This is a genomic window from Vibrio sp. QJM3NY_27, from assembly GCF_057785955.1.
The window spans coordinates 1,455,240-1,481,209 of record NZ_CM173511.1 but is presented as its reverse complement, the minus strand read 5'-3'; the positions used below and the strand labels follow the sequence as shown (position 1 = coordinate 1,481,209).

Genomic DNA, 25,970 nt, shown 5'->3' with positions numbered 1-25,970 from the left:
CTCATTAAGCAACGCCAGACATTAAGCAACGCCAGATTGAGTTGACGTGTTCATCGCTGACTCATTCCTGCCTCTTTTCAAATTTGAAGCAAAGCTTAAGTTACTTAAAGCAAGGTTGAAAACGGTGTGATGAGAGCAGATTATGTAAGTATGAAATTCAATTAATTCTGGGTTCTTCGCGTGAAAAAAGAAATGATACTGTTTGATATAAACGAAACGGTTTTAAATTTGGGGTCATTACAGCCTAAATTCAAAGCGGTGTTTGGCAGTGAGGATGCACTATCGCTCTGGTTTTCAAAGCTTTTACACTCCTCAACGGTTTGCATCGCAACAAACGTAAAATCTACTTTTTCTGAATTAGCGAATGCAGCGCTCGACGCTATTGCACAGCGGTACAAGTGTGATTTAACGACCGAAAGCAAAGGTGCCTTATTAACTTCCTTTGCCAATCTACCACCGCACACTGATATCAAAGAGTCTTTACATAAGTTGCGTAAAAGTGGTTTTAAAACAGTCGCGTTTTCCAACTCATCCCTCGACCTTATCACTTCTCAAATCAAGAACTCGGGCTTAGAAGATTATTTCGACACCGTCATTTCTGTTGAAGAAACAGGCAGTTTCAAACCAAATTCAGACGTGTATAAATTTGCAGCAGAAACTTTACAAGAGCCTGTCGATAACCTTCGTCTTGTCGCTACTCACGATTGGGACACTCATGGTGCACTATCCGCTGGCTTACAAGCAGCCTATATAGACCGTACAGGCGTTGAGTATCATTCCTTGTATTTGAAGCCGGAGATTAGCTCAAAGACGATGGATGGTGTGGTAGAACAGATTATTAAGCACAATTTAGACAAGTAAAACCTCAAGAGGCTTTTGCTACTTCCGCTCGATACAAACAAAAAGGCTGCGCACACGCGAGGCCTTAATTCTATCTACAGAGCAATTAACTCGCCTACCCAATATAGCTTCTATCGAATCCAGCTTCGCCTTCGGTAAGGTAAAAACAAAGACCAAATTGCCAGTGAGATAGATGAAGTTCGCTTTTGCTCGGGGTTTATGGGGCGCTAGAGGCTGCTCTTCAAAATTCCTGAACTGCACCAACAAATATTTCGCCCCATTCCGCATTAACGTAATTACTTCGTGGAAGATCGAGCTACTGGAATTTCAGTACTTTTTCTCAAAGCAAACTGACGACGTCGAGTTGCAAGTTGGTGATGTTGTAGTAAAGAACATGCTCCGATTTGATCCAATATGAAAAATAACGTTTAACGATGTTTTACACTTTCAATTCTCTATGTCTACTCTAGTTCCACAAATCAACTATTTGCACGATATCTAATATACATCTCACTAATATATTGAATGATGAGGCACAATTACGCCTATGTTTGATAAATAAGGCCAAAACCAACGTCATGGTTAAACACCATCGAAAACAATTAGTAATAGGTATCTGATGCGTTTTTTAACTTGTTTTACTCTAACGTGTACTATTTTTTTATCCGCTAGGTGTTTTGCCGAAGAGCTAAAAATTTTCACTTGGGAAGACTATATCTCTGACATTCTGATAGAAGAGTTTGAAGAACAGTACGGTCATACTGTTTCTCAAGTTTATTTTGAAAATGAAATGTTGCGTGATGCTGTGGTGTATTCAGGTAAAGCCCTAGCCTATGATTTGTTTATCATTGATGGGCAAACCATTGGCGAACAGGGCAAAGCAGGCACCTTAGGGGATTTGTCTAATACTTTGAAGGAAGGTAATTCAAACTTTACAGAGGTGTCTCGCAGAGCTTGCGGGGTGCATGGCATTCCGTACGCTAATGGTACCATGGGGGTCGCATTTCGGTCTTCAAGAGCTACCGAAGGTATAACCTCTTGGATGGACGTTTTCGACTACGCATTAGAGCACCCTCAAACTGTTGTGATTCCTGATGACGATGTAGATACCATTGCAATCGCATTATTGGCGTTAGGGTTCGATCCTATGACCGAAAATGAAGTCGAATTGGCACAAGCGTACAAACTGTTAATGAAGGTCCGTGAACAGCTATTAGTAATAAGAGCGGCTATTGGCTACGCTCTAGATAAAAAATCTGGCTCTAAAATGGAAGTTGCCGTTATCTATTCAGGAGAAAAAGAACAAATAGCGTCGTATACAGAGCAAGATGATTGGATCTATACCATTCCTCAAGAAGGTACTTTGATGTGGCATGAATGCTTTAGTGTCCATAAAGACAGGCCTATTAGCAAAGCGTCGATAGAGTTCCTTAACTTTATTAACACACCTGAAAGATCGGCATTAAATGCAGAAGAGATGTGGTTCGCAAGCTCGAACAGACACGTCTTGGGCTTAGCATCTGATGATTATCTGTTAGATGAAGAGTTGTTCCCAACGGGATTAGACAGCGGTTCATCGTTTACCTATAAGACACTAAGCAAAGAAGCTTCAGACCTGAGAAGCCAAATACTCTTTGTTATTCATAACCAAAGATATAAAACAAAAAAATGAAACTGTCGCTAAAGATCAATTATATTCTGCTCCCTGTTATGGTGGTAATTTTCTCCATCGCCGGAGTGTTTTCGTATACCAGTCAAAAAATGCAACTGAACTCGTCGCTATCGGAACAATTACAAAGTGAACTTACTCATATCTCTCATGAGCTTAATGAAGCGCTTAGAGAGCTCGATTCTGCGATTAGAATGAGTCTAGAGAACTACTACATTCAAAAGTATCTTATTGAAATATATGATGACACTGCTCAATATTACACGGAGAAAGAGCTAACGGCTTATATCAATCAATTAAAGCTCAATCACAGTACGATCGAGAGCTTTGCTCTAGTGGATATTAATGGCAAAGAGCTTATCTACTTTAATACGTCGGATCCATTTGCAAAATACTCTGCTGATACGGTTGTGACGGATCACCTTGCTACGATTCAACAAGCATTAGATTTGAAAGGTGTGGCTCACGTTAACGCTTCTACCTACAAACTGAACAATGGTGTTGAAGGCCCTGAATTTTTAGTTGTAAAAACATTTACACCTGAGCAGAGTTTTACTGTCCCAACCTTTTCTTATGGGCAGACATTACTTACTGCAGTGGTTCGCTCAAAAATCAGGCACTACGATGAATTTCAAGCATCTGTGAAAAGTAGGATCGGTCCTGACGCTCAACTGATACTTAGACCTAATGCCACCTCGTATTCGCTGGGTAACGAAGAACAGATAAAAGATATTACCCTGCCAGACTATGAATTAGGTTTTCAGTTAATACATGACTTATGGTCTATCAAAATTTGCCTATCTCAAATACACCTCAATAAGTTGTATAAACCCTTTCAACTTCTTTACGCTGTTATTGTTTTGTTAGTAACGGCTGTCACTTTCTTACTACTAAAGTGGCTTATCGTAAAACAAATCATTAAGCCAGTGGAGAGGCTGACTAAGAAAGTGGAGTCCGTAAATCATGATGGCTTAGTCTACATAGAGCGTTCCAAAAGTAACGACGAAGTCTCCATCCTTACCAATAAGTACATTAATTTGATCACTGATCTCGATGATCTGGCAAAAAGAGACTCTCTGACGGGCTTACCAAATAGGAAAAAATTCAATTTAGATATCACGCGTATAATGAATAACTGCACCGAAACAGATACAAAGTGCGCCGTTATCTACTTTGATATTGATAACTTTAAACACGTAAATGACAAGTACGGACATCATGTTGGTGACCACTTATTCGTAGTGTTTTCAGAACGCCTTGTCGACAGCTTTGTTGATTTTGAGTGGGGAAATCTAACTATCTCTGAGCTTGAGTTCGCCAGGCTATCTGGGGATGAGTTTGCCATCATAGTTGGTGGATTGGACGACTTAGATATACTTACCGAATTTGCCCATCGAATTCTCTCTCTCTTTGAGGACGGCTTCGAGGTGGATGGTACTCAATTTGATATTGGGGTCAGTGTCGGTATTTCCGTTTACCCTGATGATGCTAACTCTGTCACCGAACTGGTTAACAATGCTGATTCAGCGATGTATGCCTGCAAAAATGTCGCGGGAAGAAACCATTATCAATTCTACTCAAAAGAGATGGATAGAGAAATAAAGCGTCATACTCAAATTAATGAAGACTTGAAAGATGCGATTAAATCTAACGAGTTCTATCTAACCTATATGCCAGTTTATGATATCGAAAAAGGTAAGATAAAAGGTGCAGAAGTTCTAATCCGTACAAGCCACGAGGCTCTACTCTCCTACGGGCCAGCGGATTTTATACCTGTAGCAGAATCGTCAGGCTTAATTAAACATATTGATTATTGGGTTTTTGAAAATGCTCTGCAGACGCTGTCCGTCTGGATAGAAGAGCTGAATTTTGATGGTACATTAGCGATTAACTTCTCATCTTGGCAGCTCTCTAATTCCGACTTTGTCAATGTACTTTCTGGGTTACTGACGCGCTATAAGATTCCAGCCCACATGATTGAAATGGAAATCACTGAAACCTGCTTTATACCCGGAGACAAACAGAATATTGAGAGACTTAAGGCGTTGAAACAACTCGGAGTGAAGGTTTCTCTTGACGATTTTGGTACCGGCTATACGGCCTTTAGCCAACTGATAAATTATCCTATCGATACGCTTAAGATCGACCGTATGTTTGTCAACGCAATTGACTCTGAATCAACAGACAAACAGCTTATTGAAGTGATCATTGAAATGGCCAAAATTTATGATCTCAATATCATTGCCGAAGGCGTAGAAACAGTGAGTCAATTAGATTACGTTCGAAACAAAGGATGCCAGGAAGTACAGGGGTTCTTACTATCTAAGCCCTTAAAAGAAGATGATTTTATCGCGGCATGGAAAAGAGGGGGTTTGCCTGAATACAGTTAAAATATGTGACACCATAGAATATGGTCTAGTTCTGCGCCTTGGAATGACACATCGCTTTGCCCGCTCGATTGATGGCTGTATGTTGTGGCCTGATTAATCTAACCTCCTGATTAGAATTGTTGTCATGGGCTTTGACATGGGTAACGATAAAAAGCCAGATGCACCTCTATTTGAGGCGAGCCAACTTCAGTAAAGCGGTGTTTTCGATGCTATAACTAATCCGTATTCTATTAACTTAGCAAAACCACTGACAAAATAGTTATCCAATACCTTCATAGGCCGAGCTTTGACTCGTGGCACTTTCTAGCTCACAGGTGCCCTTTTTTCGGGCTCAAAACGGGCAAAACTTGTAACAGAACCGTATTTTTATTTTGTCTTCCTACCTTTAAGAGGATGCATTGCTGATCTTGATCGCGAGTTGGACGTATAGGCTGATTAAAAGGAAGGAAAACTATGGTCACCGTCTATGTCAGCATCGGAAGCAACATTAACCGCGAACATCACGTCACAGAATCTCTCAAAGCATTGCATAACCGCTTTGCACCTCTGCGCATTTCCAAATTCTACGATTGCGAGCCTGTCGGTTTCAAAGGGGATAACTTCCTCAACCTCGTCGTTGGGTTCGAATGTAACCTTCCTGTTGTAGAACTGGTTAAGGTTCTGCATCAAATCGAATCAGAGAACGATCGCAAGCGCCAGACTAAAGCCTATGCTTCACGCACGATGGATATCGACATCCTTCTTTATGGTAATCAAGTGGGCGTTATCGATGGCGTAGAGCTGCCTAGAGGCGAAATCACCGAGTACGCTTTTGTGCTCAGGCCATTAGTCGATATTGCTGCGCAAGAACGCCACCCCACTCTAGACATCTCATATCAGCAGCTCTGGGGAAACTTCGATCAGTTAAGTCAGAAAACCGAACCCATCCCTTTCGAGCTCGGTTTCACTTAGCGTTTGCATGACTGAAAAAAGAACGACTGCAACAGGAACAATTGCGAAAAGAACAACTGCGAACGGAACAACTGAACTCTTAATCGCGTGAGCTTTACTGATCTTTTCTTAAAACAAGTACGTAACTGACTTCACTTTCTAAGGATTGGACACTGTTATGAATCACAACGCCATTATCACCATTACAAACCTGAGACTAAGAACCTTCATCGGCTTCAACGAGGAAGAAAAGTCTAAGCAACAAGACATCGTTATCAATGCAGAAATCCACTACCCCGCCAATAACCTTTGCCTCTCTGATGATGTGGAGAACGCGCTCAACTACAAAAACATATGCAAGAAGGTCATTCAACACGTCGAATCCGGAAGGTTTCTGCTTTTAGAAAAATTGACCAGCGACGTACTCGGCATTTGTATCGATCATCCATGGGTGAAATACGCCCAAGTGAGAATTGACAAGCCTCATGCCCTACGTTTTGCCGACTCCGTTTCACTCACGCTTAGCTATGAAGCAGACAACGACAATAATTCATAAGGAGTGCGTTATGCTGAATACAGAAGCCGAAAAAGTAAGAGAAGCTTTGCTCGAAAAGGGACTAGAAACCCCGATGACACCGAGCGAAATGAACCCCAACCAGAAGTACAACCGCATCAAAGGACTTTTGACGGAAGTTGTCAGTACGCTTGGACTGGATTTAACCGATGACAGCCTTGCTGAAACACCTCATCGCATTGCAAAGATGTACGTCCATGAGATATTTTCAGGGCTCGATTACAACAACTTTCCAAAAATCAGTGTGATAGACAACAAAATGTCGGTTGATGAAATGGTGAAGGTATCGAACATAGATTTAACGTCGACGTGTGAACATCACTTCATCACCATTGATGGTTTAGCAGAAGTGGCCTATATCCCTGAAACTAAGATACTCGGGTTGTCTAAAATAAACCGTATCGTTCGATTCTTTGCTCAGCGTCCTCAGGTCCAAGAGCGCCTTACACAGCAAATCCTGGTCGCGATACAGACTCTAGTCGAAACAGAAAATGTGGCCGTGACAATTAAAGCCACTCACTATTGCGTTAAATCCAGAGGCGTCATGGATGCAAACTCTGAAACCTCAACGACCGCTCTCGGTGGTATTTTCAAAACTAACCCTCAAACCAGAGCTGAGTTTTTACGATGAGTGAAACGATACTAATAACCGGCGTGGGAAAACGACTCGGCTTCGCACTGGCGCAGCAACTTTTAACGGATGGATACAGCGTGGTTGGCACCTACCGCAGCGACTATCCTCAACTGCAACTGTTGCGCGACAGTGGAGCCGACTTACAACAGGTAGATTTTTATCAACAAAGCAGTCTAGAGGGCTTTCTTCATTACGTGGGTCAAGAATATAAGACACTTCGAGCCATCATACATAACGCTTCAGACTGGAAGCCGGAGAACAAGAAAAACCCCAGTGAAAATGCCTCACAAATCATGCATCAGATGATGACGATTCACGTTACCGTGCCTTATCTGTTCAATTTAACACTCAAAGACCAACTGATGTCTGGCGATAAAACGTCAGACATCATCCACATCAGTGATTACGTCGCAGAGAAAGGCAGTAAAAAACACATCGCTTACGCGGCCAGTAAAGCTGCGCTCAACAACCTGACGCTATCGTTTTCAGCAATGCTGGCTCCCAAGGTCAAAGTAAATACCCTCTCTCCAGCCATGATTAAGTTCAATGAACATGACGATGACGCATACAAAACCAAAGCGCTGAAGAAAGCTCTGATCCCTACAGAAGCGGGCTTTGAGGAAATAATAGATGGCATCAAGTATGTTTTGGCCAGTCACTACATGACAGGAAGAACCTTACACCTTGATGGCGGTAGGCATTTGAAGTGAAGCTATTGAATTGTCGGCTTACGTCAACATAGAAACGTTAAAGACTAGCGACAGCTGTTACCAATAAACCGCTAGAAGTTAGAAGCCAGAAGCCAGAAGCCAGAAGCCAGAAGCTACTATGACCTAGAAACTGCTAAAAGAGTGAGGAAGGCGTTTTTCTTCGTCCCAGCCGGATAGCTCAATATTGATCAACGATTTGCGCTTCTCATTACACAATGAAGCGATATTGATGATAGGTAATTGGCTACGAAACTGCGCGGTAAGTATCACCTTTTTACTTTCACTCAAGCTGTTTCGACATTGCGCCAAAATCGCTTCAGTATCGAGTTGATGTGCGTTCTCGATAATGTCGATATCAGTATTCTCTTGATAGCAATCTATCAGCCAAGATACAGCTGACACTTCTATGCTGGTGAGCACGATGACATCTTTTGTTGCCATAAGTTCGTGGAGTTCAAGCTCTTTTAGTTCAGTTTCCATAATTACTCTCATTCAGCAGCAAATACATTAAAGTCGATTGCCCAGTTTAGCCTGTGCCAAATGATAGCCTCTGTCTATCATCTCTTGTGAGCGATCAAACTCTAAAGTGCCACAGGCATTACGTGGGATCTCAAGCGTAATATCGGCGGGGTAAGCGGCCAGTTTTTGGCGAGCAATGGTCGATTGCATCGCATCAAACGCTTGGTTGGCAATGTCGTAAGCGGCAAAATTGAAGCTCATTTTACTTTTTACACTGCTACCGAGATTATCGATAAAGTGAACAACCTTCTCATGCAGGTTACTCTCTTTTGTTGGTAGGGAAACCGGTATCACTTCCTGTTGAAGCATTTCGGGTTCACCACCTAAGTTCACAGCCAACGTAAAGTCTGTCTTATCACTAAAGGTAGGCGCAATCGGTACGGGATTGAGCACTCCGCCATCAATCAGCACTTCACCATTAATGACATGTGGAGTGAAGAACAGTGGCAAAGAGATGGAGGCGCGAATGGCATCAAACAGAGAACCTGATTGCAGCCAAACCTCTTTTTCTTCGGCGACGTTGGCAGCAACTGCGGTATAAGGGATAGGCAGATCTTCAATTGAAATCTCGCCGATCAATCCACGCAGTGTGTCGATGATCTTGTCCCCTTTGAAGATACCACTCGATTGCCATGAAAAGTCCAACATCATCGCCATATCCGATTGGTCGATACTGGTGACCCACTCTTCAAATTCATCCAACTTGCCCGCCGCGTAGACACCACCGATAAGTGCGCCAATTGAACAGCCAGAGATGGATTTTATCTGATAGCCATGCTCGATTAACCAACGGATGATTCCAACATGAACCAAGCCTCTTGCGCCACCACTGCCAAGTACCAATGAGACCGTTTTTGCCATCGTATTAATCCTTTAGTTTTTAATTCTAGGGGAGCTAACTCGCCGATTTACCAATTCGTAGATCTCAACTCACTGAATCACTCTCAGTTCATACGGGTAATGAAGGTTTGATCGTCATCCACAAAAGCCACATAGTCGCCGTGATAGATAAACACCCGACCACGCCCTTCCACTATACACGCTAGCTGTGGGTTCAAATCTTCTTCAAGATTTTCACTTTGATACGTGCCGGTATCGGTGATCACACCGCGGAGTTTAGGCAAAAATCCATAGCTGCGCTTGGCTTGATCAATCAGGCTTAGTTCACTGGTGGTAGAGAAGTAAGCTGGGATGGGACCAGCATCTTCGATAAACATCGGTTTCAGTTCTTCAAAAGCTGTAATCACCAGCCAGTCGATGCCGTTTACGTGATGGATAAACATTGTTTATAAATACCTAGTTTCTCGATAGTTCTGATGCGGAGATTCTAACACTATCAGGGGCCAAACGTAGGAGAAATTGAGTTACTAGAGACAATCCCTACCCCTGTTTATCGCCCCATTATATCAAGTATAAAACCGGACCAGATGTCACTATCAAATCACACCAGAACGCAACCAAGCATGCAACCAAACGTAAGTTGTTAGACTTTTTTCTGGGTCTTTAGAGTCGAACTATTTGTTGTTGAAAGTGACTTTGTTATTCCTGAAATTAAGAGCCTACAAATAAACAGACACATACTATCTACAGTGTCTAATACTAGTCGTCCAACTCTACGACTAATGTCTAACTACCTGAGACTATTTGTTTTTTTTGGTTTGGTATAAGGTACTAACAACTAAATGTTAATGAATTTTTAATTATAAGTTGACATATTGTTTACGACTTTGCGTGAGTCAATAACGTTTGTTGGAATAACACGCCTTAGAGTGTGAACGAAAGGAATCAAAATGAGCAGCACTTTAGAGTCCGTACATATACAAGCAGATAAACCTCAAACCAGTGAGGATGAACTCACTTATGAACAACAACACAAACCAAGATCGGAATTTGATTCCCGCGAACAATATTTAGAGCATGAGTTACAAATCATGGCGCCTAAACGCTGGCGTCCCAATTTGCCGTTTAAAGATTATCGATTCGAAATAGAAGATACCATCCCAGCGATGGCGGCGACCATTGGTAAGATTGTTATGGTGGGCGCCATTGCAGCCACCTTTGCCGGGGCTCTCGGATTAAATGAAGACTTCATTCTAGAAAACGTTCGTTATGAACTACTCATAGCCTCTGTTTTCATCATTCTTTTCTCTGGCTTTTTATTGCCGACCGCGAACCTCGCAGGTACACACGGCCCACTCATTCCTTTAATCCCGATTGTCGTTGCAGCTGGCGGACACCCTATGGCGTTTGGGTTGCTGATTGGCGCTTTTGGCCTCATCTTAGCCATCAGTAAAGGTGGCAGTATGTTGGCCAACCTCACCAGTAAAGGCGTGTGTGGCGGCTTATTGCTCTACCTTGGCTTTGTTGGAACCGCCTCTCAAGTGAAAAAGCTGTTCGCTTGGGCTGAGGGAATCGGCATGAGCCACATCGCTTTTGTGGTGATCTTTTGCACCATTATTTTGTACGCGTTATTGGAACACTTCCGTAAACGTTGGTTAGCTGTGCCTCTTAGTTGCTTACTGGGTGGTACGATTGCATTTGCCATGGGTGCCCCATTTGCTTTCCACACGGAGCCAGGCTTGCCTAACATGAACCCTATGTATTGGTGGGGAGAAGATACAGGCTGGATGCTAGGCCTACCTACAATTGAACATTTCATGGTGGTATTACCGTTTGCGATTCTAGCCGTGGCAATGTGGTCACCCGATTTCTTAGGGCATCAAGTATTCCAAAAGATCAGCTATCCAGAACGTACCGAAAAAGTACACATGAACATTGATGACACCATGACCACGGCTTCAATTCGTCAAACGTTCGGTTCTCTACTTGGTGGCACTAACTTTACGTCTTCATGGGGTACTTATATCGTACCAGCAGCAATTGCTAAACGCCCTATTCCTGCAGGCGCTTTGCTAACAGCTCTGTTCTGTATCATCGCCGCAATTTGGGGCTACCCGATGGATTTAGCTATATGGCAGCCTGTACTGTGTGTTGCGCTAATTGTTGGGGTATTTGTTCCATTGCTAGAAGCTGGAATGGAAATGACGCGTGAAGGGAAAACCACCCAATCAGCAGCGATTGTTGTGTTTTCTTCAGCGCTCGTTAACCCTGCATTTGGTTGGGCTCTCACCATGCTGTTAGACAACTTAGGCTTAGTCGGTTGTAAAGAACGTAGCAGTGAATTGAGTAAAATGAGCCGCTGGGTGTTGCCTGGCACTATGTTCATTGTGTTAAGTGGTGTGATGGCGTTGGTTGGTCTTCTACCGGGCATACCGGCGATTATCCCAAGTTTTCGTTAACCTCTAGATTAGAATGATTGAGTGGTTGCTTCTTTCTGTTGTTAACTTTCAAACTGGATTCGTTATCTGCATTAAAAATTGAAGCTATCGTTGATAATCTTTTTTGACAAAAAAAAAGCCACTTAATGTAAAAAGTGGCTTTTCTATTTTTCTACAATGTACATATCTTTTCTTTCTTTTACAGTGTTACGGTTTACGTTGAAACTTGCTCATTTTCCACTGACGATGTTCCATCAGTTATTAAAGCGTAGTCTAATTGCTAGCCTTGTCAATAAACACGTCGACTCAGATGAACCAATCTTTTCTAATATCATTTTCTCCAGCCAGATTGGATTCTGGGCAGTCCAACTCCGTTAAGTCAGTGCCCAAAACTATTGATGCGGATCACTCACGAGCACTATGAACTTGGCTATGACAAATGAGATAACGTGCAAAACCATCGAGGCATGGTAATTCATTGAAATATTGATACTTAATAAAAGGCTGTAGAGACCTTACGTAAAGGCATTCACTTTTGGTTTTTGCGGGCTTGAAGTTGATAGAATCGGTTTTGAGCTATACGCTCGTTGTTAACGATACGCTCGTTGTTAACAAACAATTAGTTAACTTAGTGTGGTTATAGCTAAGTTTATTTTAAACTGGCACATTATCGAATCACCATATAAAGAGTTTTAGAGAGTCAATGATGAACGATACGAAAATTTTCATTAGTGCCATTTTAGTCTTAGTTACTTTATCTGCATGTTCTTCACTCTCGCCTGAATCCTCCCAAAAACCTTCATTGGTGGATGAGCTAAACCATCATACAAGTAACGGTTATCAGAACCACCCATTTGTAGAAACTGCCGCACCTAAAGGGGGCTTATTCTATATGCAAAGAGCATGGGACTCGGTGTTTGTCCCTGATATCCCCGATGGACATCAGCTAACAGAGAAGGAGTCTCTTCAACTTTTAAACTCTATTGAAAGCGATAGTGTTACTTGGTTAGGGCATGCAAGTTTTTTGATTACGACCTCTGGAGTGACGATCCTGACTGACCCTTTTTTGTCAAAATTCGCCAGCCCCGTCTCATGGGCCGGCCCAAAAAGGTTTGTTGATTTACCCATACCTATAAATAAATTGCCTCCTATTGATATAGTGATTGTTTCACATAATCATTATGACCACCTGGATGATCAAACAGTTAGGAAGTTAGAAAACAAAAACAATATTCATGTCGTTGTTCCTTTAGGACTTAAGTCTTTTTTTACCGAACGAGGGTATAACAAGGTTACTGAGTTAGATTGGGGAAAGTCAGTGTCAGTTTCAGGAATAGAGATAACAGCGGAGCCTTCTGTTCATGATTCAGCAAGAAGTACATCTGATCATAATGAAACGCTATGGGCCTCTTGGGTTATTGAAAGTTTACAAAATCGTCTCCTTTTTGTTGGCGATACAGGTTACTCAGAAACAATATTCAATAATGTCGGTGAGAAATATGGCTCCTTTGATTTTGCTATTTTGCCTATTGGAGCATATAAACCTAGGGAATTATTGTGGATGTCGCATGCCACACCTGAAGAGGCTGTTTCTATCGGCATAGATGTTCGCGCAAAAACATTGATTGCTTCTCACTGGGGAACCATTAGCGGTTTATCGGATGAGCCAGCATTTGAACCTCCGATACGTTTTAGGAAGGCGGGAAGAGATAGTGGATTTTCTGACAAAAATCTATGGACAATGAAAATTGGAGAAACAAGAAGGATCGCACCGACAACTAACTAACTACATTGCCCTACCAACGATAATCCGTCATTTACTAAATTAGGAATTTCACAAACTCACTTTGTTCAATTCCTCCCCTTTCTCATTACCAACAAGAGATTAGAGATGTCAATCAAGGGGAGCTCAGTATGGGATTGTTAGTCGAACCATTACAACTATCCTTTAACAACTACAACGCCCTACTTCACTGACTTAAACGCTTTCATCAACGTTGTGTTGAACTGTTCTGGTTGCTCTAACATTGGGAAGTTGCCCGAGTCTTCAACGTAGTAAATACTGTAGTTTCGATGAGTGTCACTATTGTTTCTGTAGCTTATCGAATCCATTAATCCGCTGATGAAGCTGCGTGCCCATAGTCAACGATACCAAGAGGCTAATCAAAGCAATAATTGATCCTGTAACAAACACCCATTGATAACCAGACATCCAGATGATTCCCAACAAAAAGGGTAGGAACACCGCTGCAATATGGTTGATAGTGAATGACAAACTCGCCGTTGAAGCCACTTCATCTTCCCTAATTGTCTTTTTAAAGTAGGTGTTTAAAGCTATGGCAAAACTAAAAATGATACTGTCGATAACATACAACCCCGCAGCCGCATAATGATCATCCACAAATGCGTAAGATAGGAATACCAACACTAACGCGGCATACTCAATGATCAAAGCTAGCCTCTCTCCTACTCGATCGATAAATTTCCCAACATAAGGTAGAGCAAGAGTCGCGGCTAAGCTGGATACCATAAATAAAGCGGCCATCATCGCAATCGTATATTGAAATTTGGTCACCATCAGTAAGCCAGCAAAGGCCACAAAGATCTGTCTTCTTGCCCCACTCAAAAAGGTAAGAATGTAATAGGTCGTGTATTCACGTCGGACAATGAGTTTAGTGTGTTGTTTAACCTTTGTTTGAGTATTTTTAAATGTGACTAAGTAAACCGCTAGCCAGAAACATATTGCTCCACAAGTAAAGAAAATGACCTTATCTGAAACGTCAAAAAGATAACTCGCGACCATAATGCACAGAAAAGTCACCATCGAGAAAAACGAGGCAGCAGAGCGAATCTTTCCCATTGATTCACTAAAGTTCTCGGTCGCTAACAATTGTGTTGAGAGTGATTTGTTCACCGCTTCTAAATAATGAAAGCCAATAGACATGATCGTTGTGCTGAAATAGAAGCCATAAATCGAAGGCAAATACCCAGTCACGGCAACACCTAGCCCTAATATTGCAACCGACAATACCGCGACTCTTTGTTCTGAAGCGATGAACAACAGAAACAAAACAATAAATGAGAGCAAGCCTGGGATTTCCCTAACACTCTGCAATACACCCACATCAGCCCCGGTCATACCAATAGTGTCGACAGCGAAGTTATTCATCACGACTCGCCATCCAGTATTCGCTATCACTGACGCGATAGCGATGATAACCAACATCGCGAATGAGCTCCGCGATGTTAAAACCCTAAGCCAGAGAGTCATTTAAGCCGCCGATTCTAAAAGAAAGTCTTGAATATGATCGCGCATGAATAAAGCCATCGAAGAAAGGTCTTCCCATGTTTCTTTATTCGTGTGAGTAATGCACTCAACAAAAACTTTGCTTAAATGTGGTTCAGCATGTAACCAACGACTGACATATTGTCCGGTGTAACACACGTGCTGCATTTCATCTTCTAAGATTTTTTGAATCGTTGGACGCATTTGTTTCATGTAATCATCGTCAGACTCATCAATGATCGCCAAATGCAGTAACAGTAAACGCCACGAACGTATTTCAATAGAATGAACCCTAAAGAGGAATGTCTTGAGCTCATCGTCAAAGTTCATGACTTTATCTAACTCATATTGAACTTCATGTTCATGCGTTTCTGTCTCGTACCCAGTAAAAGGGATAAGGCTGGCAAACAACGTAGAATGATTCATTTCATCGTTATAGTGACGCAACATAAGCGGCCTTAATTCATCATCTGCATACCGCTCTGCGATCATTCGTAACCTTGCCGCACCTTTAGCCTCATCGATTGCATTGTGCAAAAGGTAGTAAGCCATCATCTTTTTATTTTGAAAAATAGTTCGAGCCAAACCATTCATCATCTCAGAAGTGAAAGACAAATCAGATACTAAATATTTCTCGATGCAATCCTTGTACTCTTTTGAAAGACTCACACCTTGAGTATCGAATAAACCATAGAGACTGTTTTGTATATTATTCATAAACCATTCCTTTCCTCAGCATACATCTTCAATAAAGCACTCTCTCGAGTGCCTTATTAAGAGGGAGCAAGCTAGTTAGCGAGACTCTTTCTTGTGATGTTCTGACGGGGCTGGATTCGGTTCAAAGGCAGCATTTGATCGCACCAGTCTTGGAGGTTGGTTAGAGATATCTTGCTTCTTAAGTTTTAACGATAAAGCCGTTCTTAGTTTTCCGTTCATATTCAGATCCTCAAAATAATGGAATGTTCTGGGCTTGGTAACGATATGCAACAAAGACAAAGAACACTGAGACAATACAGCTCGTTAACAAATTGTTACACGATCATTTTTAGAATGTTATTTTTTGGGATTAATAAGTATTCAGAGAGCTTTTACTTCTTTGAGAAATTCATTGGAGATTATTATTTGTCGCTGACGATGATGTACAAATCAGGTCTGTACCAGTTGGATTGAATAACAAGTAAAACGAAGCCGCGGACTTATCGCTGTTAATGAAATCCCGTGGAACGATTCTAGTAAACCAAATCCTCCCCCCTCTAGCTCCCCCTCAAATGCAGTTCACCGATCTCATTAGATTAACGTTCGAGGGGGAGAACACTCTTTGGCGCTGAACATATAACTGTACTTGTCACGATCGGTATTCAGTTCCTCCCCTTTCCCCGTTACCAACAAGAGATTGGAGATGTAAACCAAGGGGAGGTTAGGAGGGGATTATCAGCCTATTCTCACGTGCAACCGCCCTACTTCACTGACTGCACCGCTTTCATCAACGTTGTGTTGAATTGCTGTTATTGCTCAAGCATTGGGAAGAGGCCTGAGTCTTCAATGTAGTAAATGCTGTAGTCCTTGATGTGTTTCTTGTTCGCTCCCAAATCTATCAACCTCAAAATTTCCTGCTAAAAAGGTAGAAAAGTTTATGGTATTTTTTAGATAAAGTTGAGAATCGATATGTCATTACAGAAAAAACAATCCAAAGTATCACTGAACATCAAAATCTCATCAGACTTAGATGTTCGTCTTAAACGAGCGAGAAAAGCAGCGCGTGAACAGGGCTTAATGTTCAACGTATCTCAAGAAGTTGAAAAGTTTCTTGAGAAGGAAATAAAGAAAGTGGAACGCCAGCTATCAATCGACGAAGAGATTAAGAATAACCTCGAGGATCTTGGTGGGCTTAATATCGATAAAATGATGAAATCAATGGATTAATCAAAACACTAACGTATTGATTAAACTGAATTTAAAAAATGACAAAGTGTGGAGATGATTATGGGCACAATAATTGGACTGTTAATTTTGGCTGGTATCAGTGTATTCCTAAAGCGTCAAACGGGGCTTCATTTACATGAGTGGATTGCAAAGAAATATAAAGAATCTCAAGACAAAAAATAATGGACTCTATCAGATTGACAGGCTCCATCGATTTAACTTAAAAAACTAAGGCCTCGCAAACGCGAGGCCTTAGTTTTTATATCAACAGTTGCAGCCGTCATTTAACAACTACAGCGCCCTACTTCACTGACTTAGCCGCTTTCATCAACGTTGTGTTGAATTGCTGTGGTTGCTCTAGCATTGGGAAGTGGCCTGAGTCTTCAATGTAGTAAATGCTGTAATCCTTGATATGTTTCTTGTTCGCTTCCGAATCCGTTGGCCATAGGCGAGCGTTAACCAATATTACTGGCACATTCACGTTCTCATACACGCGGTGAGCTTCGCCTGTCACGTATTGGCCTAGATAATGGCGGAACTGGTTTATCGCGATAGCTGGCGGCGCTGATGCCATGTCTTGCGTTACCCAGTATAGTAAATCCGCGTCTACGTCTTTTGGTAGCGAGTCTTTCACGAACGTAGTGATACCCGCTTGAAAGTCTACTTCAAATGGTTTGGTCATTGCATCTAGGTCGCTTTATGAAACCGCTAGTGCGACGTTTTGCGATGTATCGACGCCAATAATACCCTTCACTCTTTTCGGCATCAGTTTAGCGGCTTCTGCAATCACACCACCTGCCATGGAATGCCCGACCAAGATGACGGATTCAAGTTGTTCTTTCTCGATGACTGCTTTGATGTCTTCAGCGAATGCAACCATGGTGTACTCTTCACGATTAAACGATGAGTTACCGTGGCCTGCTAAGTCCATGGTGATCACTTGGTACTGCTTTGAAAACTCACTCACTTGGTTTTGCCATAGCCTGCTGTCTAAGCTCCAACCGTGAATGAAGATCAGTGCCGCATCCCCGCTCCCACTTTTGCCATACGCAATTTGCTCACCATCGTGAGATAACGCGATACTATACTTAACCATTGAATCATGAGCCATGGCATTCATGCTACTAAGCGTCATGAATACCAAGAGTGTGATGTTCAGAATTAAACGTTTCATAGTGCCTCTCTACTTACTTTGGAGGGAACATAGAAAGCGCCCCTCTCAATCAATATAGCCACTATAAAGTGTGAAGTTGTAGACGGGTCAATGATAGCTTGAAGAAAAGTATAAATAAGCTTGGATCTAAAATGATTCACCAGCTTTGGTTACACTGCTAGCTGTTTCGCTTAAAAGATTCGATAACATCAATCAATTATCGAGAATATTCCTAACTAACTCCCTGTGTATGAGCTAAAAAATCGATTGAGTTATCATAACAATAGAATCTTTTAATGGTTGATTTATATGTTACTAATTACAATGCCACTAGTTTATTAATTAGGACTCATACAAATGCAATCAAGCTTGTATCGCTTTAAAGAATTCATCCACAACTCTTATGAAGAGTTAAGTGAAGGTGAATTGAAATTTGCAAATCTTATTCTGAATAACTTTGAAGAAGTGGAAAAAATCGGCACAGCAGCAGGAAAAAGAGCAAAATATATATCTTCAATTTACGATAAAATAGCATGGCCTCCTGCGACCAAAGAAACAGCTTTTGAAGACAATCAAAACAACAATATCCAGAGACTCTCCTCTATAGATATCCAAGGATTTCGTGGTTTTGTGAACAATGAAACCTTCGACTTATCGAAAAAGTACAACTTCCTTTACGGACCTAACGGTACTGGCAAATCAAGTTTTTGCGAAGCTTTAGAGTTCTCTCTGACAGGGAAGATTAACGAAGCAGAGAGTAAAGGGTTTAAGATCAAACCGTATATCAAAAACATGTACTGTAAATCCTCAGCAGTCACACTTAAAGTCATCAATCCTCAAGGGGACGTCGTAGATTTGACTGAACCAAAGAGTGGACACGAGTTTATGTTTATAGAACGAAACCGTATTGAGGGTTTTGCTCGTGTTTCCTCTTATACTGCATCAGCACAACAACAAAGATTGTCTCTATTGTTTGGCCTTGAAACGTTCAACAATTTCTGTAATGGCTTTAGCGATTCGATAATCAATTATATCGACCTCAAAACTCCTGTCTTAGACAAGTATAAAGAAGCAGTCCTCAAAATAGCACAAGCTCAACAAGCTATCAGCAGAAAAGAGCAAGAGCAACAAGAGCTTAATAACAAAAAAATTGGTCTGTTATCCGGTTACCCTATGTGTGAACTGGCATCAGACCTTATTGCGTACTTAAGCCCCGATAATGGCTTAATAAAAGAAAAACAGGACTCAATTTATAAATATAACAACATTAAGCTTCATAACGTTAAGCCTCTTGAGAGCCTACTTACTGAACTAACAAATATTGATAATGACTTGTTAAACTACGAACGAACAAGAAACGACATTGAAAATAGTTCATCTAAAGTCGAATTCCTAAATTTGTACACCGCTATAAAAACCATCGCTTCATCCAAGGATACTGAGCACGATTGTTGCCCAGCTTGTGATACTCCTTTGCACCAAGTTAAAAACGACCCTTTCCTTAAATCCATAAAACAACTTGTTTTACTTAAAGAACTTTCTGAAAAACAATCACTAATGTTGTCTTTGCGAAAAAGAATAGAGTCAGCTTGCAATGTATCTAACCAGAAATTTTTAAATCACAATATACAATCAACCATCGATTACGACCTTACAGATACTGAGCAAGGGATTGTTTTTCAAAACACCCAAACCTCATTGAAAAATACAAAATTATTGGTCCAGAAGAAAATAGAAGAGTTAGAAAATCAGAACCTTATAAATAAACCTTTGGTTGATAGTGTTTCAGCAATGACATTGGAGTTAAAAAAACTCAACCATGACTTAGGTGTTGCAAATCAATTATCAGCATTATTTAAGCTTCACATAAAAGATATCAAAGATATTCGCGAGCAAATAGTTGTTATCGAAAAAGAAAAATCTATGTTAGAGAACAAACTACAACTCGAAGAAAAGCGTCTAGCAAAAAATAGTACCTTTATTGCAGATTACTGCACCTTTATTGGTAAGCTTAAAAAGTACAACTTAGAACTCCCGTCTGTTCTTTCGGAATCTTTAAGTGAACGTGTACTGAAAATTTACAACTTAATTAATAACCACCCTTACGACCATGAAATACTTAAAAGTTTGTCTCTACCTAGAAATTCTAGTGAGAAGATAAATATAGAATTTTATGATGGGAATAAAGATGACGCCCTTCGAATTCTAAGCGAAGGGCATTTACGTTGCTTAGGGTTATCGATCTTATTGGCAAAAAACATACATGATGGGCACAACCTAATAGTTTTCGATGACGTGGTAAATGCCATTGACGATGAACACCGCTCAGGTGTTTTAGAAGCAATATTTTCCGATCCTGACTTAAGCCAAAAACAATTAGTAATCACTACACATGGTGAAGATTTCCTCAAACGATTAGAGAATCGAATCCCATCGAAGGATGTAAAGGTTAAGTTGAATCGCTATGACTTCAAACGCAACTTGGATCAGAGAACAATCTTAATAAGTTCTAATGATTTTCGACAATACATAGTTAAAGCTCAGTTAGCACTAATGGAAGGTAAAACCAAAGATGCACTGATGGAAAGTAGAAGAAGTTTAGAAGGTTTAACTAACGAACTATGGAAACACATTGGAAAACAAAGGCTAGACTCGAGTGTTTCAGTTCAGCTTCGCCAGCCCGGAGGCTCCCCTGATCTTTATGGAATTGTTTCCGGGTTGATAAAGTCACTAAAAGAATTTGAGAAAAAACCTGGATTCTTTGGATATGTTCCTATCAAACAAATCTTGATGGATATTCAGGGAATCAGCCAAAAGCACAATGTAACTTGGCAATTGTTAAATAAAGGTACGCACGAAGAAGATAGAAATGAAGAGTTTGATGAGCATCAAGCCGCTGCTCTACTGAAACAACTCGAAGCATTAGAGTCTGAGATTTTGGATTACAAAAAGCCGACACCGGTAGTTTCTTAGCCAACAAGTATATTTATTGTAAATACAAATCGACTACAGAAGTCGAACTATTCTAGTTCGACTTTTTCTCACTAATCTCAGCCAAATAGACAAATTGCTCAGTAAAAAGGGACCTCTTATATAAATTCCTGAAAGTCTAATAGATAATAAAAATACACTTTATGATTATTAACAAATTATTTCTCATTAACGAAGCATATAATATCTAAAGAGCTTCTATGTTGTTGCTATCCCAATACTTTGTGAATCCTTTGGCTGTAAACTTAATTTTCTTAAACTCCCCTCCCAAACTAGTCTCAATGGTCACAGAATTTCTATCTTTAAATTGCTGAACTATAAACTCCAGACCTTCATCGGTTTGAGGTCTGAAGTAAACTAAAGGAGGAGTTTGTTCCGTTTCACCAACACAAAAACCCGTCATTTTCACAGGTTGATTATTAAACTTATGAACTGAAGTCCCTTCAATCACATGCTGTCCTTCATTATTAAAATCTTTTGTTTTGTTATAATTACAAACCGGTCTCATTCCATCATTAATAATAAAGTAATTAAAGAACATTGTCAGATTTCCGCTACTATCTCGACTTATTTCGGCAACACTAACCTTACCAGATTCACTTTTCTCGTCAAAAGTAAACATTGTTACTCCCCCCTTTGACCAATAACTATCAGGTGCTTCAGTCCATGGTAATGAGGCAAAAACATTGAAACTAATGAACGAACAAAATATAAAAATTATTTTTATCATAAATAAACAGCTCTACTCTTGTACTTAAATTCGGAGTTATGGCTATTTTAACTAATAATAAAAACCATTTCAGATAGACGCATCTTAAAAGATAGATTTTTTGTTTCAAAGTGTTTAATAACACAAAAATCAAGTCTTTATATTTGTTATAGGTGCAGTGATCGGTTGAAATGCAATGTAAAGATATGCAACATGACAATTTGCAATTTATACCCAAGCAGAAACTTATCATAATATCTAAGTGATTCTTATTTCTTCAATTTTCAAAACAATGCAGTTGTAGCAATCATGAAGCAAATAAGGGGGAATTTAATACTTAGCTTCGTTGCACAAATAGAACACTATAACTATTTCTTAATGTAGAAATATTGAAGACGCGACAGGAAAAAGGCATGATTTCATTCACAATATGTTGGCCAATACAGTCGATACACAACAAAAAAGGCCTCGCAATGCGAGTAATGCCAGTCAGTTAAGCTGACTGGCATTTTTTCTATTCGTTGCATATTTCTTAGGTTTCAGTTTCACCCAACGAGGATAACTTCTATCTTCTCTTCGAGGTGGTAGGATAAACATCGATATTTGCTGTAGTAGTACTTCATAGTGTTTGGGTAGTTTCCCAGGACTCGTTAAAGGTAAAGCTGCAAAGTATTGAGTCACAGCCATGGCACTACTCGTAAAGCTTAATTGATTCGGCCAGACGCTATCTAACTTGCTCGCTGCCTTTGTCATAACCTGCCTTATAAGGTTATAGGCTAACAAAATCCCCCAGAGCTCCTGTTTGACCATATCTGGGCGCTTACTTCGCAATGTATACTCACTATCAAGCAAGGTTTGCTTCATTTCCCTATAACCTAATTCGATTTCCCAACGGTAGCGATAGAGCTCTACAATGTCTTCACCAGGAAAGTGCAACCCATCACGCATTGATGTAAGCACCTGATATTTCTTTCCTTTGATAATTTTCGACACTAACCGTGCTTCTATTATCTCAGGGAGGTCACTGAATTTCTTTCTTGCTTGAGGTGTCGTTTTTATAGCAACGATAGCGTCACTCTGGCTATATTTATGAACGACTTCATACTGAAAGTCCTTTCTCACAGGGAGCATCCAATGTCTTTCTTGGCCTACTTTATTCCAGCGATTAAGTAGCCCTAGAGAGTAATATCCTTTGTCAAAAATAGTCAGAGAATGATCGGGGGTTTGTTCAATGAGTTCTTCTGCAAGGCGCATTTCGTTGGTTCGATAGTCAGAGAATGCACTATCGATTATCTGATGACTCGTAAGCTCCATCAGACAAACCATACGTACCTTAGGGTAAATATTTTCAGCTGATTGATTGCGCTGTGCTTTAAACTCTTGATGATTTTCAGGTGTATCTGTCGTTCTCCAAACGACACCATCGACGGATAGAAGGTTTAGTCCACACCAAGTTTCGAAGTTAGACGATTGATAGCTATGCGCTGCCATCTTCTTAAAGACTTGCTTAACACCTTCTTCGCCCAATCTCTGTCTCGCCTGAACAACAGCGCTTGGGGCAACAAAACGTTGTTTGTCTGGCAGGACAATATCGAGTTGATTAGCTATATCCCAAACAGATTGTTGTCGAAAAAGACTCATTCCTACAACGGACCAAAGTACAGCCTCTAAAGGTAAACGCCTTCTTCTCACCGTTGCGACCCCCGCTTGTTCGAAGCCTTGCTGAATAAGGTCTGGGCTAAGAATGTCAGAATATCTATCAAAGTGATGAAAGGTGTTACATGATCGAAAAGTATTCGCAAGTTGGCTTTCTAAAGACATAAAAAATCCGATATTAGTTTCCTAATATCGGATTTTGAAGCCTTTTGAGGATCGGTCAAATGATCTCACAAATTTCTTAACTGATCGGCATTACTCGCAATGCGAGGCCTTTGATTTTTCTATCTATCAGAGGAGATTAGTCGCGAAGTGCTGCGCCGAATTTCTCTGAGATTGAAGCTACGATAGCATCTACTGAACCAGCGATGTCTGCATCTTCAAGTGTGCGCTCTACAGACTGTAGGCTAAGTGCAATTGCTAGGCTCTTCTTACCTTCTTCAACGCCTTGACCAACGTATACGTCGAACAGTTTAGCGCCTGTTAGGAATTCGCCACCCGCTGCGATACACGCTTCTACGATGTCGCCAGAAGCGACTGCTTCGTCAACAACAACCGCGATATCACGACGGTTTGCAGGGAACTTAGATACGGCTACTGCTTCTGGAAGCACACGAGTGTTGATAGCTGCCCATTCGATTTCGAATACGATAGTACGGCCGTTTAGACCAAACTTACGCTCTAGTTCTGGGTGAACAGTACCAATGATACCCACGTCTTTGCCGTCTACTACGATAGCCGCAGTTTGACCTGGGTGAAGTGCTGGGTGCTTAGCAGATTTGAAGCTGTATGCGATTTCGTTTGCAGAAAGCTCAAGAACGGCTTCTAGGTCACCTTTAAGATCGAAGAAATCTACAGTGTTAGTTGCAATGTCCCAGTGCTCTTCGCCACGAGTACCAGAGATAACGCCCGCAAGCATCATTTCTTGGCGCATGCCGTTTTCAGCAGTTGCTTCAGGGATGAAACGTAGGCCTGATTCGAATAGACGAACGCGAGACTGTTGACGCTTCTGGTTGTGAACTACTGTGTTTAGAAGACCTTGGATTAGGCCAAGACGCATTGCTGACATGTCCGCAGAGATTGGGAATGGCAGGATTAGCGGCTCAACACCAGGTACAACAAGTTTTTGCTGTTCTGGTTCTACGAAGCTGTATGTGATTGCTTCGTGGTAGCCACGGTCTACAAGAAGGTCACGAACGCGCTTAAGCGGTTGGTTAGCTTCTTTGTGATCATTCATTTTAAGTGCCGCTTTAGGCGCTTGGTTTGGAATGTTATCGTAACCGTAGATACGACCTACTTCTTCAATTAAGTCTTGCTCGATTGCGATATCAAAACGCCAAGATGGAGACGTTGCCGTCCAACCAGCATCAGTGCTTTCAACTTCACAACCTAGGCGAGTAAGAATTTCCACTACGTCTGTAGATGGGATTTCGTGACCTAATAGGCTGTCTAGCTTAGCGCGACGTAGAGCAACTACGTTTGCTTTAGGAAGATCAGCTTCAGATTCGCTGCCGTTTACTGGCGCAACTTCACCACCGCAGATTTCAACTAGAAGCTGTGTTGCACGCTCCATTGCTGCTGCTTGTAGCGTTGAATCAACACCACGTTCGAAACGTAGAGAAGAATCAGTGTGAAGGCCGTAAGCACGTGCGCGACCACGGATGTGATCCGGTGCGAAGAATGCCGCTTCAAGAAGTACGTCAGTTGTTTCAGTCGTAACACCTGAATCTTGACCGCCAAAGATACCAGCGATTGCTAGTGCTTTGTTTTGGTCAGCGATAACAAGTGTGTTGCTGTTTAGTTCAGCTTCGTTGCCATCTAGAAGTGTTAGTTTTTCGCCCTGCTCTGCTAGACGAACCACGATACCACCTTCGATCTTAGCTAGATCAAATGCGTGCATTGGTTGGCCTTGCTCTAGCATCACGTAGTTTGTGATGTCTACAACTGGGTCGATTGAACGGATACCACAACGACGCAGTTTTTCTTGCATCCAGATTGGAGATTCCGCTTTCACGTTTACGTTCTTAACCACACGGCCAAGGTAACGTGGACAAGCATCAGTTGCTTTGATTTCAACAGATACTGTGTCTTCAATGCTTGTTGCAACAGCTTCAACTGCTGGTTCTGTAACGTCTGCGCGGTTTAGTACGCCAACTTCACGAGCAAGGCCACGGATGCTGAAGCAGTCTGCGCGGTTTGCTGTTAGGTCTACGTCGATAGTTACGTCGTTAAGCTCAAGAAGCTCACGTACGTCCATACCTAGCGTTGTGCCTTCTGGCAGCTCAAGGATGCCGTCTGACTCTACGTCGATACCTAGCTCAGAGAAAGAACAAAGCATGCCGTGCGATGGAACGCCACGTAGTTTTGCTTTCTTGATTTTGAAGTCACCAGGAAGTACTGCGCCAACTGTTGCTACTGCTACAGTTAGGCCAAGACGACAGTTAGATGCACCACATACGATGTCTAAAAGCTCTTTATTACCTTCTGCATCAACAGCGCCGATATCAATTTTTGTAACTTGTAGTTTGTCTGCGTCTGGGTGCTGACCGCACTCAACCACTTTACCTACTTTAACGCCGGTGAAAACACCCGCAACAGGTTCTACATCGTCAACTTCCAAACCAGCCATAGTGATTTGGTGAGCTAGCTCTTCGCTGTTAATTGCAGGTTTAACCCACTCGCGTAGCCAAGATTCACTGAATTTCATA

At 41.4% G+C, this 25,970-nt stretch carries 21 protein-coding genes and 3 pseudogenes; 13 read left to right on the top strand and 11 right to left on the bottom strand.

Annotation, left to right across the window (positions count from 1 at the left end; all coding sequences use genetic code 11):
* Positions 1-180: 180 nt before the first annotated feature.
* The 8 genes and pseudogenes from AC3CIA_RS06655 (at position 181) to folM (ending at position 7,747) form a co-directional block, all read left to right on the top strand.
* The gene (locus tag AC3CIA_RS06655) at positions 181-861 is read left to right on the top strand and encodes a haloacid dehalogenase type II (RefSeq protein WP_428786941.1); all 681 of its coding nucleotides are present in this window, start codon (positions 181-183) and stop codon (positions 859-861) included.
* A gap of 76 nt (positions 862-937) precedes the next feature.
* Positions 938-1,033: pseudogene (locus AC3CIA_RS06650) on the top strand (Lrp/AsnC family transcriptional regulator); the annotation flags it as partial.
* Between the two features lie 426 nt (positions 1,034-1,459).
* Positions 1,460-2,512, top strand: coding sequence for a polyamine ABC transporter substrate-binding protein (locus tag AC3CIA_RS06645; RefSeq protein WP_488518737.1), 1,053 nt, complete (start codon positions 1,460-1,462; stop codon positions 2,510-2,512).
* Complete coding sequence (locus AC3CIA_RS06640; protein WP_488518736.1) at positions 2,509-4,899, top strand: putative bifunctional diguanylate cyclase/phosphodiesterase; 2,391 nt, start codon at positions 2,509-2,511, stop codon at positions 4,897-4,899. The genes AC3CIA_RS06645 and AC3CIA_RS06640 overlap by 4 nt, the downstream gene beginning before the upstream one ends.
* 453 nt (positions 4,900-5,352) lie before the next feature.
* On the top strand, positions 5,353-5,850 hold the full coding sequence (gene folK / locus AC3CIA_RS06635; protein ID WP_488518735.1) for a 2-amino-4-hydroxy-6-hydroxymethyldihydropteridine diphosphokinase: 498 nt from the start codon (positions 5,353-5,355) through the stop codon (positions 5,848-5,850).
* Between the two features lie 157 nt (positions 5,851-6,007).
* A complete protein-coding gene (gene folX / locus AC3CIA_RS06630; RefSeq protein ID WP_054546529.1) occupies positions 6,008-6,385 on the top strand; it encodes a dihydroneopterin triphosphate 2'-epimerase in 378 nt (125 codons plus the stop codon).
* Between the two features lie 10 nt (positions 6,386-6,395).
* Positions 6,396-7,034 carry a GTP cyclohydrolase I FolE gene (folE, locus tag AC3CIA_RS06625; protein ID WP_488518734.1) on the top strand — a complete coding sequence of 213 codons (639 nt, stop codon included), beginning with the start codon at positions 6,396-6,398 and terminating at the stop codon, positions 7,032-7,034.
* A complete protein-coding gene (gene folM / locus AC3CIA_RS06620) occupies positions 7,031-7,747 on the top strand; it encodes a dihydromonapterin reductase (RefSeq protein ID WP_488518733.1) in 717 nt (238 codons plus the stop codon). Before folE ends, folM begins: the two co-directional genes overlap by 4 nt.
* A 123-nt stretch (positions 7,748-7,870) precedes the next feature.
* On the opposite strand, the gene AC3CIA_RS06615 is transcribed toward folM, so the two are convergent.
* The 3 genes from AC3CIA_RS06615 to AC3CIA_RS06605 all read right to left on the bottom strand — a co-directional run bounded on the left by AC3CIA_RS06615 (position 7,871) and on the right by AC3CIA_RS06605 (position 9,549).
* Entirely contained in the window at positions 7,871-8,239 is a 369-nt protein-coding gene (locus tag AC3CIA_RS06615) for a hypothetical protein (protein ID WP_488518732.1), read from the bottom strand.
* A 15-nt stretch (positions 8,240-8,254) separates the two neighbouring features.
* Entirely contained in the window at positions 8,255-9,127 is an 873-nt protein-coding gene (locus tag AC3CIA_RS06610; RefSeq protein WP_017077913.1) for a patatin-like phospholipase family protein, read from the bottom strand.
* Between the two features lie 83 nt (positions 9,128-9,210).
* Complete coding sequence (locus AC3CIA_RS06605; protein WP_488518731.1) at positions 9,211-9,549, bottom strand: cytosolic protein; 339 nt, start codon at positions 9,547-9,549, stop codon at positions 9,211-9,213.
* Between the two features lie 507 nt (positions 9,550-10,056).
* Here AC3CIA_RS06605 and AC3CIA_RS06600 point away from each other — a divergent pair.
* Together AC3CIA_RS06600 and AC3CIA_RS06595 are read left to right on the top strand one after the other, a co-directional pair.
* Positions 10,057-11,565, top strand: a complete 1,509-nt coding sequence (locus AC3CIA_RS06600) for a DUF3360 domain-containing protein (RefSeq protein WP_488518730.1) — start codon at positions 10,057-10,059, stop codon at positions 11,563-11,565.
* Between the two features lie 682 nt (positions 11,566-12,247).
* Positions 12,248-13,330 carry an MBL fold metallo-hydrolase gene (locus AC3CIA_RS06595; RefSeq protein WP_488518729.1) on the top strand — a complete coding sequence of 361 codons (1,083 nt, stop codon included), beginning with the start codon at positions 12,248-12,250 and terminating at the stop codon, positions 13,328-13,330.
* Positions 13,331-13,509: 179 nt separating this feature from the next.
* On the opposite strand, the pseudogene AC3CIA_RS06590 reads toward AC3CIA_RS06595, so the two are convergent.
* From AC3CIA_RS06590 to AC3CIA_RS06575, 4 genes and pseudogenes are all read right to left on the bottom strand, one after another.
* A pseudogene (locus AC3CIA_RS06590) lies at positions 13,510-13,617 on the bottom strand (alpha/beta fold hydrolase); the annotation flags it as partial.
* 10 nt (positions 13,618-13,627) lie between these two features.
* The gene (locus tag AC3CIA_RS06585; RefSeq protein ID WP_473577390.1) at positions 13,628-14,770 is read right to left on the bottom strand and encodes an MFS transporter; all 1,143 of its coding nucleotides are present in this window, start codon (positions 14,768-14,770) and stop codon (positions 13,628-13,630) included.
* A gap of 45 nt (positions 14,771-14,815) precedes the next feature.
* The gene (locus AC3CIA_RS06580) at positions 14,816-15,547 is read right to left on the bottom strand and encodes a GTPase (protein WP_102551805.1); all 732 of its coding nucleotides are present in this window, start codon (positions 15,545-15,547) and stop codon (positions 14,816-14,818) included.
* A 75-nt stretch (positions 15,548-15,622) separates the two neighbouring features.
* Positions 15,623-15,766, bottom strand: coding sequence for a hypothetical protein (locus AC3CIA_RS06575; protein WP_157938716.1), 144 nt, complete (start codon positions 15,764-15,766; stop codon positions 15,623-15,625).
* Between the two features lie 729 nt (positions 15,767-16,495).
* Between AC3CIA_RS06575 and AC3CIA_RS06570 the strand changes: the two genes are divergently transcribed.
* Both AC3CIA_RS06570 and AC3CIA_RS06565 read left to right on the top strand, forming a co-directional pair.
* Positions 16,496-16,753 (top strand): hypothetical protein, encoded by a 258-nt coding sequence (locus AC3CIA_RS06570; protein WP_017085640.1) that lies wholly within the window; start codon positions 16,496-16,498, stop codon positions 16,751-16,753.
* 60 nt (positions 16,754-16,813) lie between these two features.
* Positions 16,814-16,936, top strand: a complete 123-nt coding sequence (locus AC3CIA_RS06565) for a hypothetical protein (RefSeq protein ID WP_258183960.1) — start codon at positions 16,814-16,816, stop codon at positions 16,934-16,936.
* Between the two features lie 118 nt (positions 16,937-17,054).
* On the opposite strand, the pseudogene AC3CIA_RS06560 reads toward AC3CIA_RS06565, so the two are convergent.
* Positions 17,055-17,927: pseudogene (locus AC3CIA_RS06560) on the bottom strand (alpha/beta fold hydrolase).
* Positions 17,928-18,263: 336 nt separating this feature from the next.
* Between AC3CIA_RS06560 and AC3CIA_RS06555 the strand changes: the two are divergent.
* Positions 18,264-20,879, top strand: a complete 2,616-nt coding sequence (locus tag AC3CIA_RS06555) for a hypothetical protein (RefSeq protein ID WP_488518728.1) — start codon at positions 18,264-18,266, stop codon at positions 20,877-20,879.
* A 205-nt stretch (positions 20,880-21,084) separates the two neighbouring features.
* Here AC3CIA_RS06555 and AC3CIA_RS06550 read toward each other — a convergent pair whose 3' ends face one another.
* The 3 genes from AC3CIA_RS06550 to pheT all read right to left on the bottom strand — a co-directional run bounded on the left by AC3CIA_RS06550 (position 21,085) and on the right by pheT (position 25,969).
* A complete protein-coding gene (locus AC3CIA_RS06550) occupies positions 21,085-21,519 on the bottom strand; it encodes a hypothetical protein (RefSeq protein WP_479275223.1) in 435 nt (144 codons plus the stop codon).
* A gap of 576 nt (positions 21,520-22,095) precedes the next feature.
* Positions 22,096-23,427, bottom strand: a complete 1,332-nt coding sequence (locus AC3CIA_RS06545; RefSeq protein ID WP_488518170.1) for an IS4 family transposase — start codon at positions 23,425-23,427, stop codon at positions 22,096-22,098.
* A gap of 136 nt (positions 23,428-23,563) precedes the next feature.
* Positions 23,564-25,969, bottom strand: coding sequence for a phenylalanine--tRNA ligase subunit beta (gene pheT, locus AC3CIA_RS06540; protein ID WP_488518727.1), 2,406 nt, complete (start codon positions 25,967-25,969; stop codon positions 23,564-23,566).
* Position 25,970 lies beyond the last annotated feature (1 nt).

Bases quoted from the DNA above. Each gene is read 5' to 3' on its own strand.
- AC3CIA_RS06645 (WP_488518737.1), top strand. From the start codon at position 1,460: ATGCGTTTTTTAACTTGTTTTACTCTAACGTGTACTATTTTTTTATCC.
- AC3CIA_RS06640 (WP_488518736.1), top strand. From the start codon at position 2,509: ATGAAACTGTCGCTAAAGATCAATTATATTCTGCTCCCTGTTATGGTG.
- folK (WP_488518735.1), top strand. From the start codon at position 5,353: ATGGTCACCGTCTATGTCAGCATCGGAAGCAACATTAACCGCGAACAT.
- folX (WP_054546529.1), top strand. From the start codon at position 6,008: ATGAATCACAACGCCATTATCACCATTACAAACCTGAGACTAAGAACC.
- folE (WP_488518734.1), top strand. From the start codon at position 6,396: ATGCTGAATACAGAAGCCGAAAAAGTAAGAGAAGCTTTGCTCGAAAAG.
- folM (WP_488518733.1), top strand. From the start codon at position 7,031: ATGAGTGAAACGATACTAATAACCGGCGTGGGAAAACGACTCGGCTTC.
- AC3CIA_RS06615 (WP_488518732.1), bottom strand. From the start codon at position 8,239: ATGAGAGTAATTATGGAAACTGAACTAAAAGAGCTTGAACTCCACGAA.
- AC3CIA_RS06610 (WP_017077913.1), bottom strand. From the start codon at position 9,127: ATGGCAAAAACGGTCTCATTGGTACTTGGCAGTGGTGGCGCAAGAGGC.
- AC3CIA_RS06605 (WP_488518731.1), bottom strand. From the start codon at position 9,549: ATGTTTATCCATCACGTAAACGGCATCGACTGGCTGGTGATTACAGCT.
- AC3CIA_RS06600 (WP_488518730.1), top strand. From the start codon at position 10,057: ATGAGCAGCACTTTAGAGTCCGTACATATACAAGCAGATAAACCTCAA.
- AC3CIA_RS06595 (WP_488518729.1), top strand. From the start codon at position 12,248: ATGATGAACGATACGAAAATTTTCATTAGTGCCATTTTAGTCTTAGTT.
- AC3CIA_RS06585 (WP_473577390.1), bottom strand. From the start codon at position 14,770: ATGTTGGTTATCATCGCTATCGCGTCAGTGATAGCGAATACTGGATGG.
- AC3CIA_RS06580 (WP_102551805.1), bottom strand. From the start codon at position 15,547: ATGAATAATATACAAAACAGTCTCTATGGTTTATTCGATACTCAAGGT.
- AC3CIA_RS06575 (WP_157938716.1), bottom strand. From the start codon at position 15,766: ATGAACGGAAAACTAAGAACGGCTTTATCGTTAAAACTTAAGAAGCAA.
- AC3CIA_RS06570 (WP_017085640.1), top strand. From the start codon at position 16,496: ATGTCATTACAGAAAAAACAATCCAAAGTATCACTGAACATCAAAATC.
- AC3CIA_RS06565 (WP_258183960.1), top strand. From the start codon at position 16,814: ATGGGCACAATAATTGGACTGTTAATTTTGGCTGGTATCAGTGTATTC.
- AC3CIA_RS06555 (WP_488518728.1), top strand. From the start codon at position 18,264: ATGCAATCAAGCTTGTATCGCTTTAAAGAATTCATCCACAACTCTTAT.
- AC3CIA_RS06550 (WP_479275223.1), bottom strand. From the start codon at position 21,519: ATGTTTACTTTTGACGAGAAAAGTGAATCTGGTAAGGTTAGTGTTGCC.
- AC3CIA_RS06545 (WP_488518170.1), bottom strand. From the start codon at position 23,427: ATGTCTTTAGAAAGCCAACTTGCGAATACTTTTCGATCATGTAACACC.
- pheT (WP_488518727.1), bottom strand. From the start codon at position 25,969: ATGAAATTCAGTGAATCTTGGCTACGCGAGTGGGTTAAACCTGCAATT.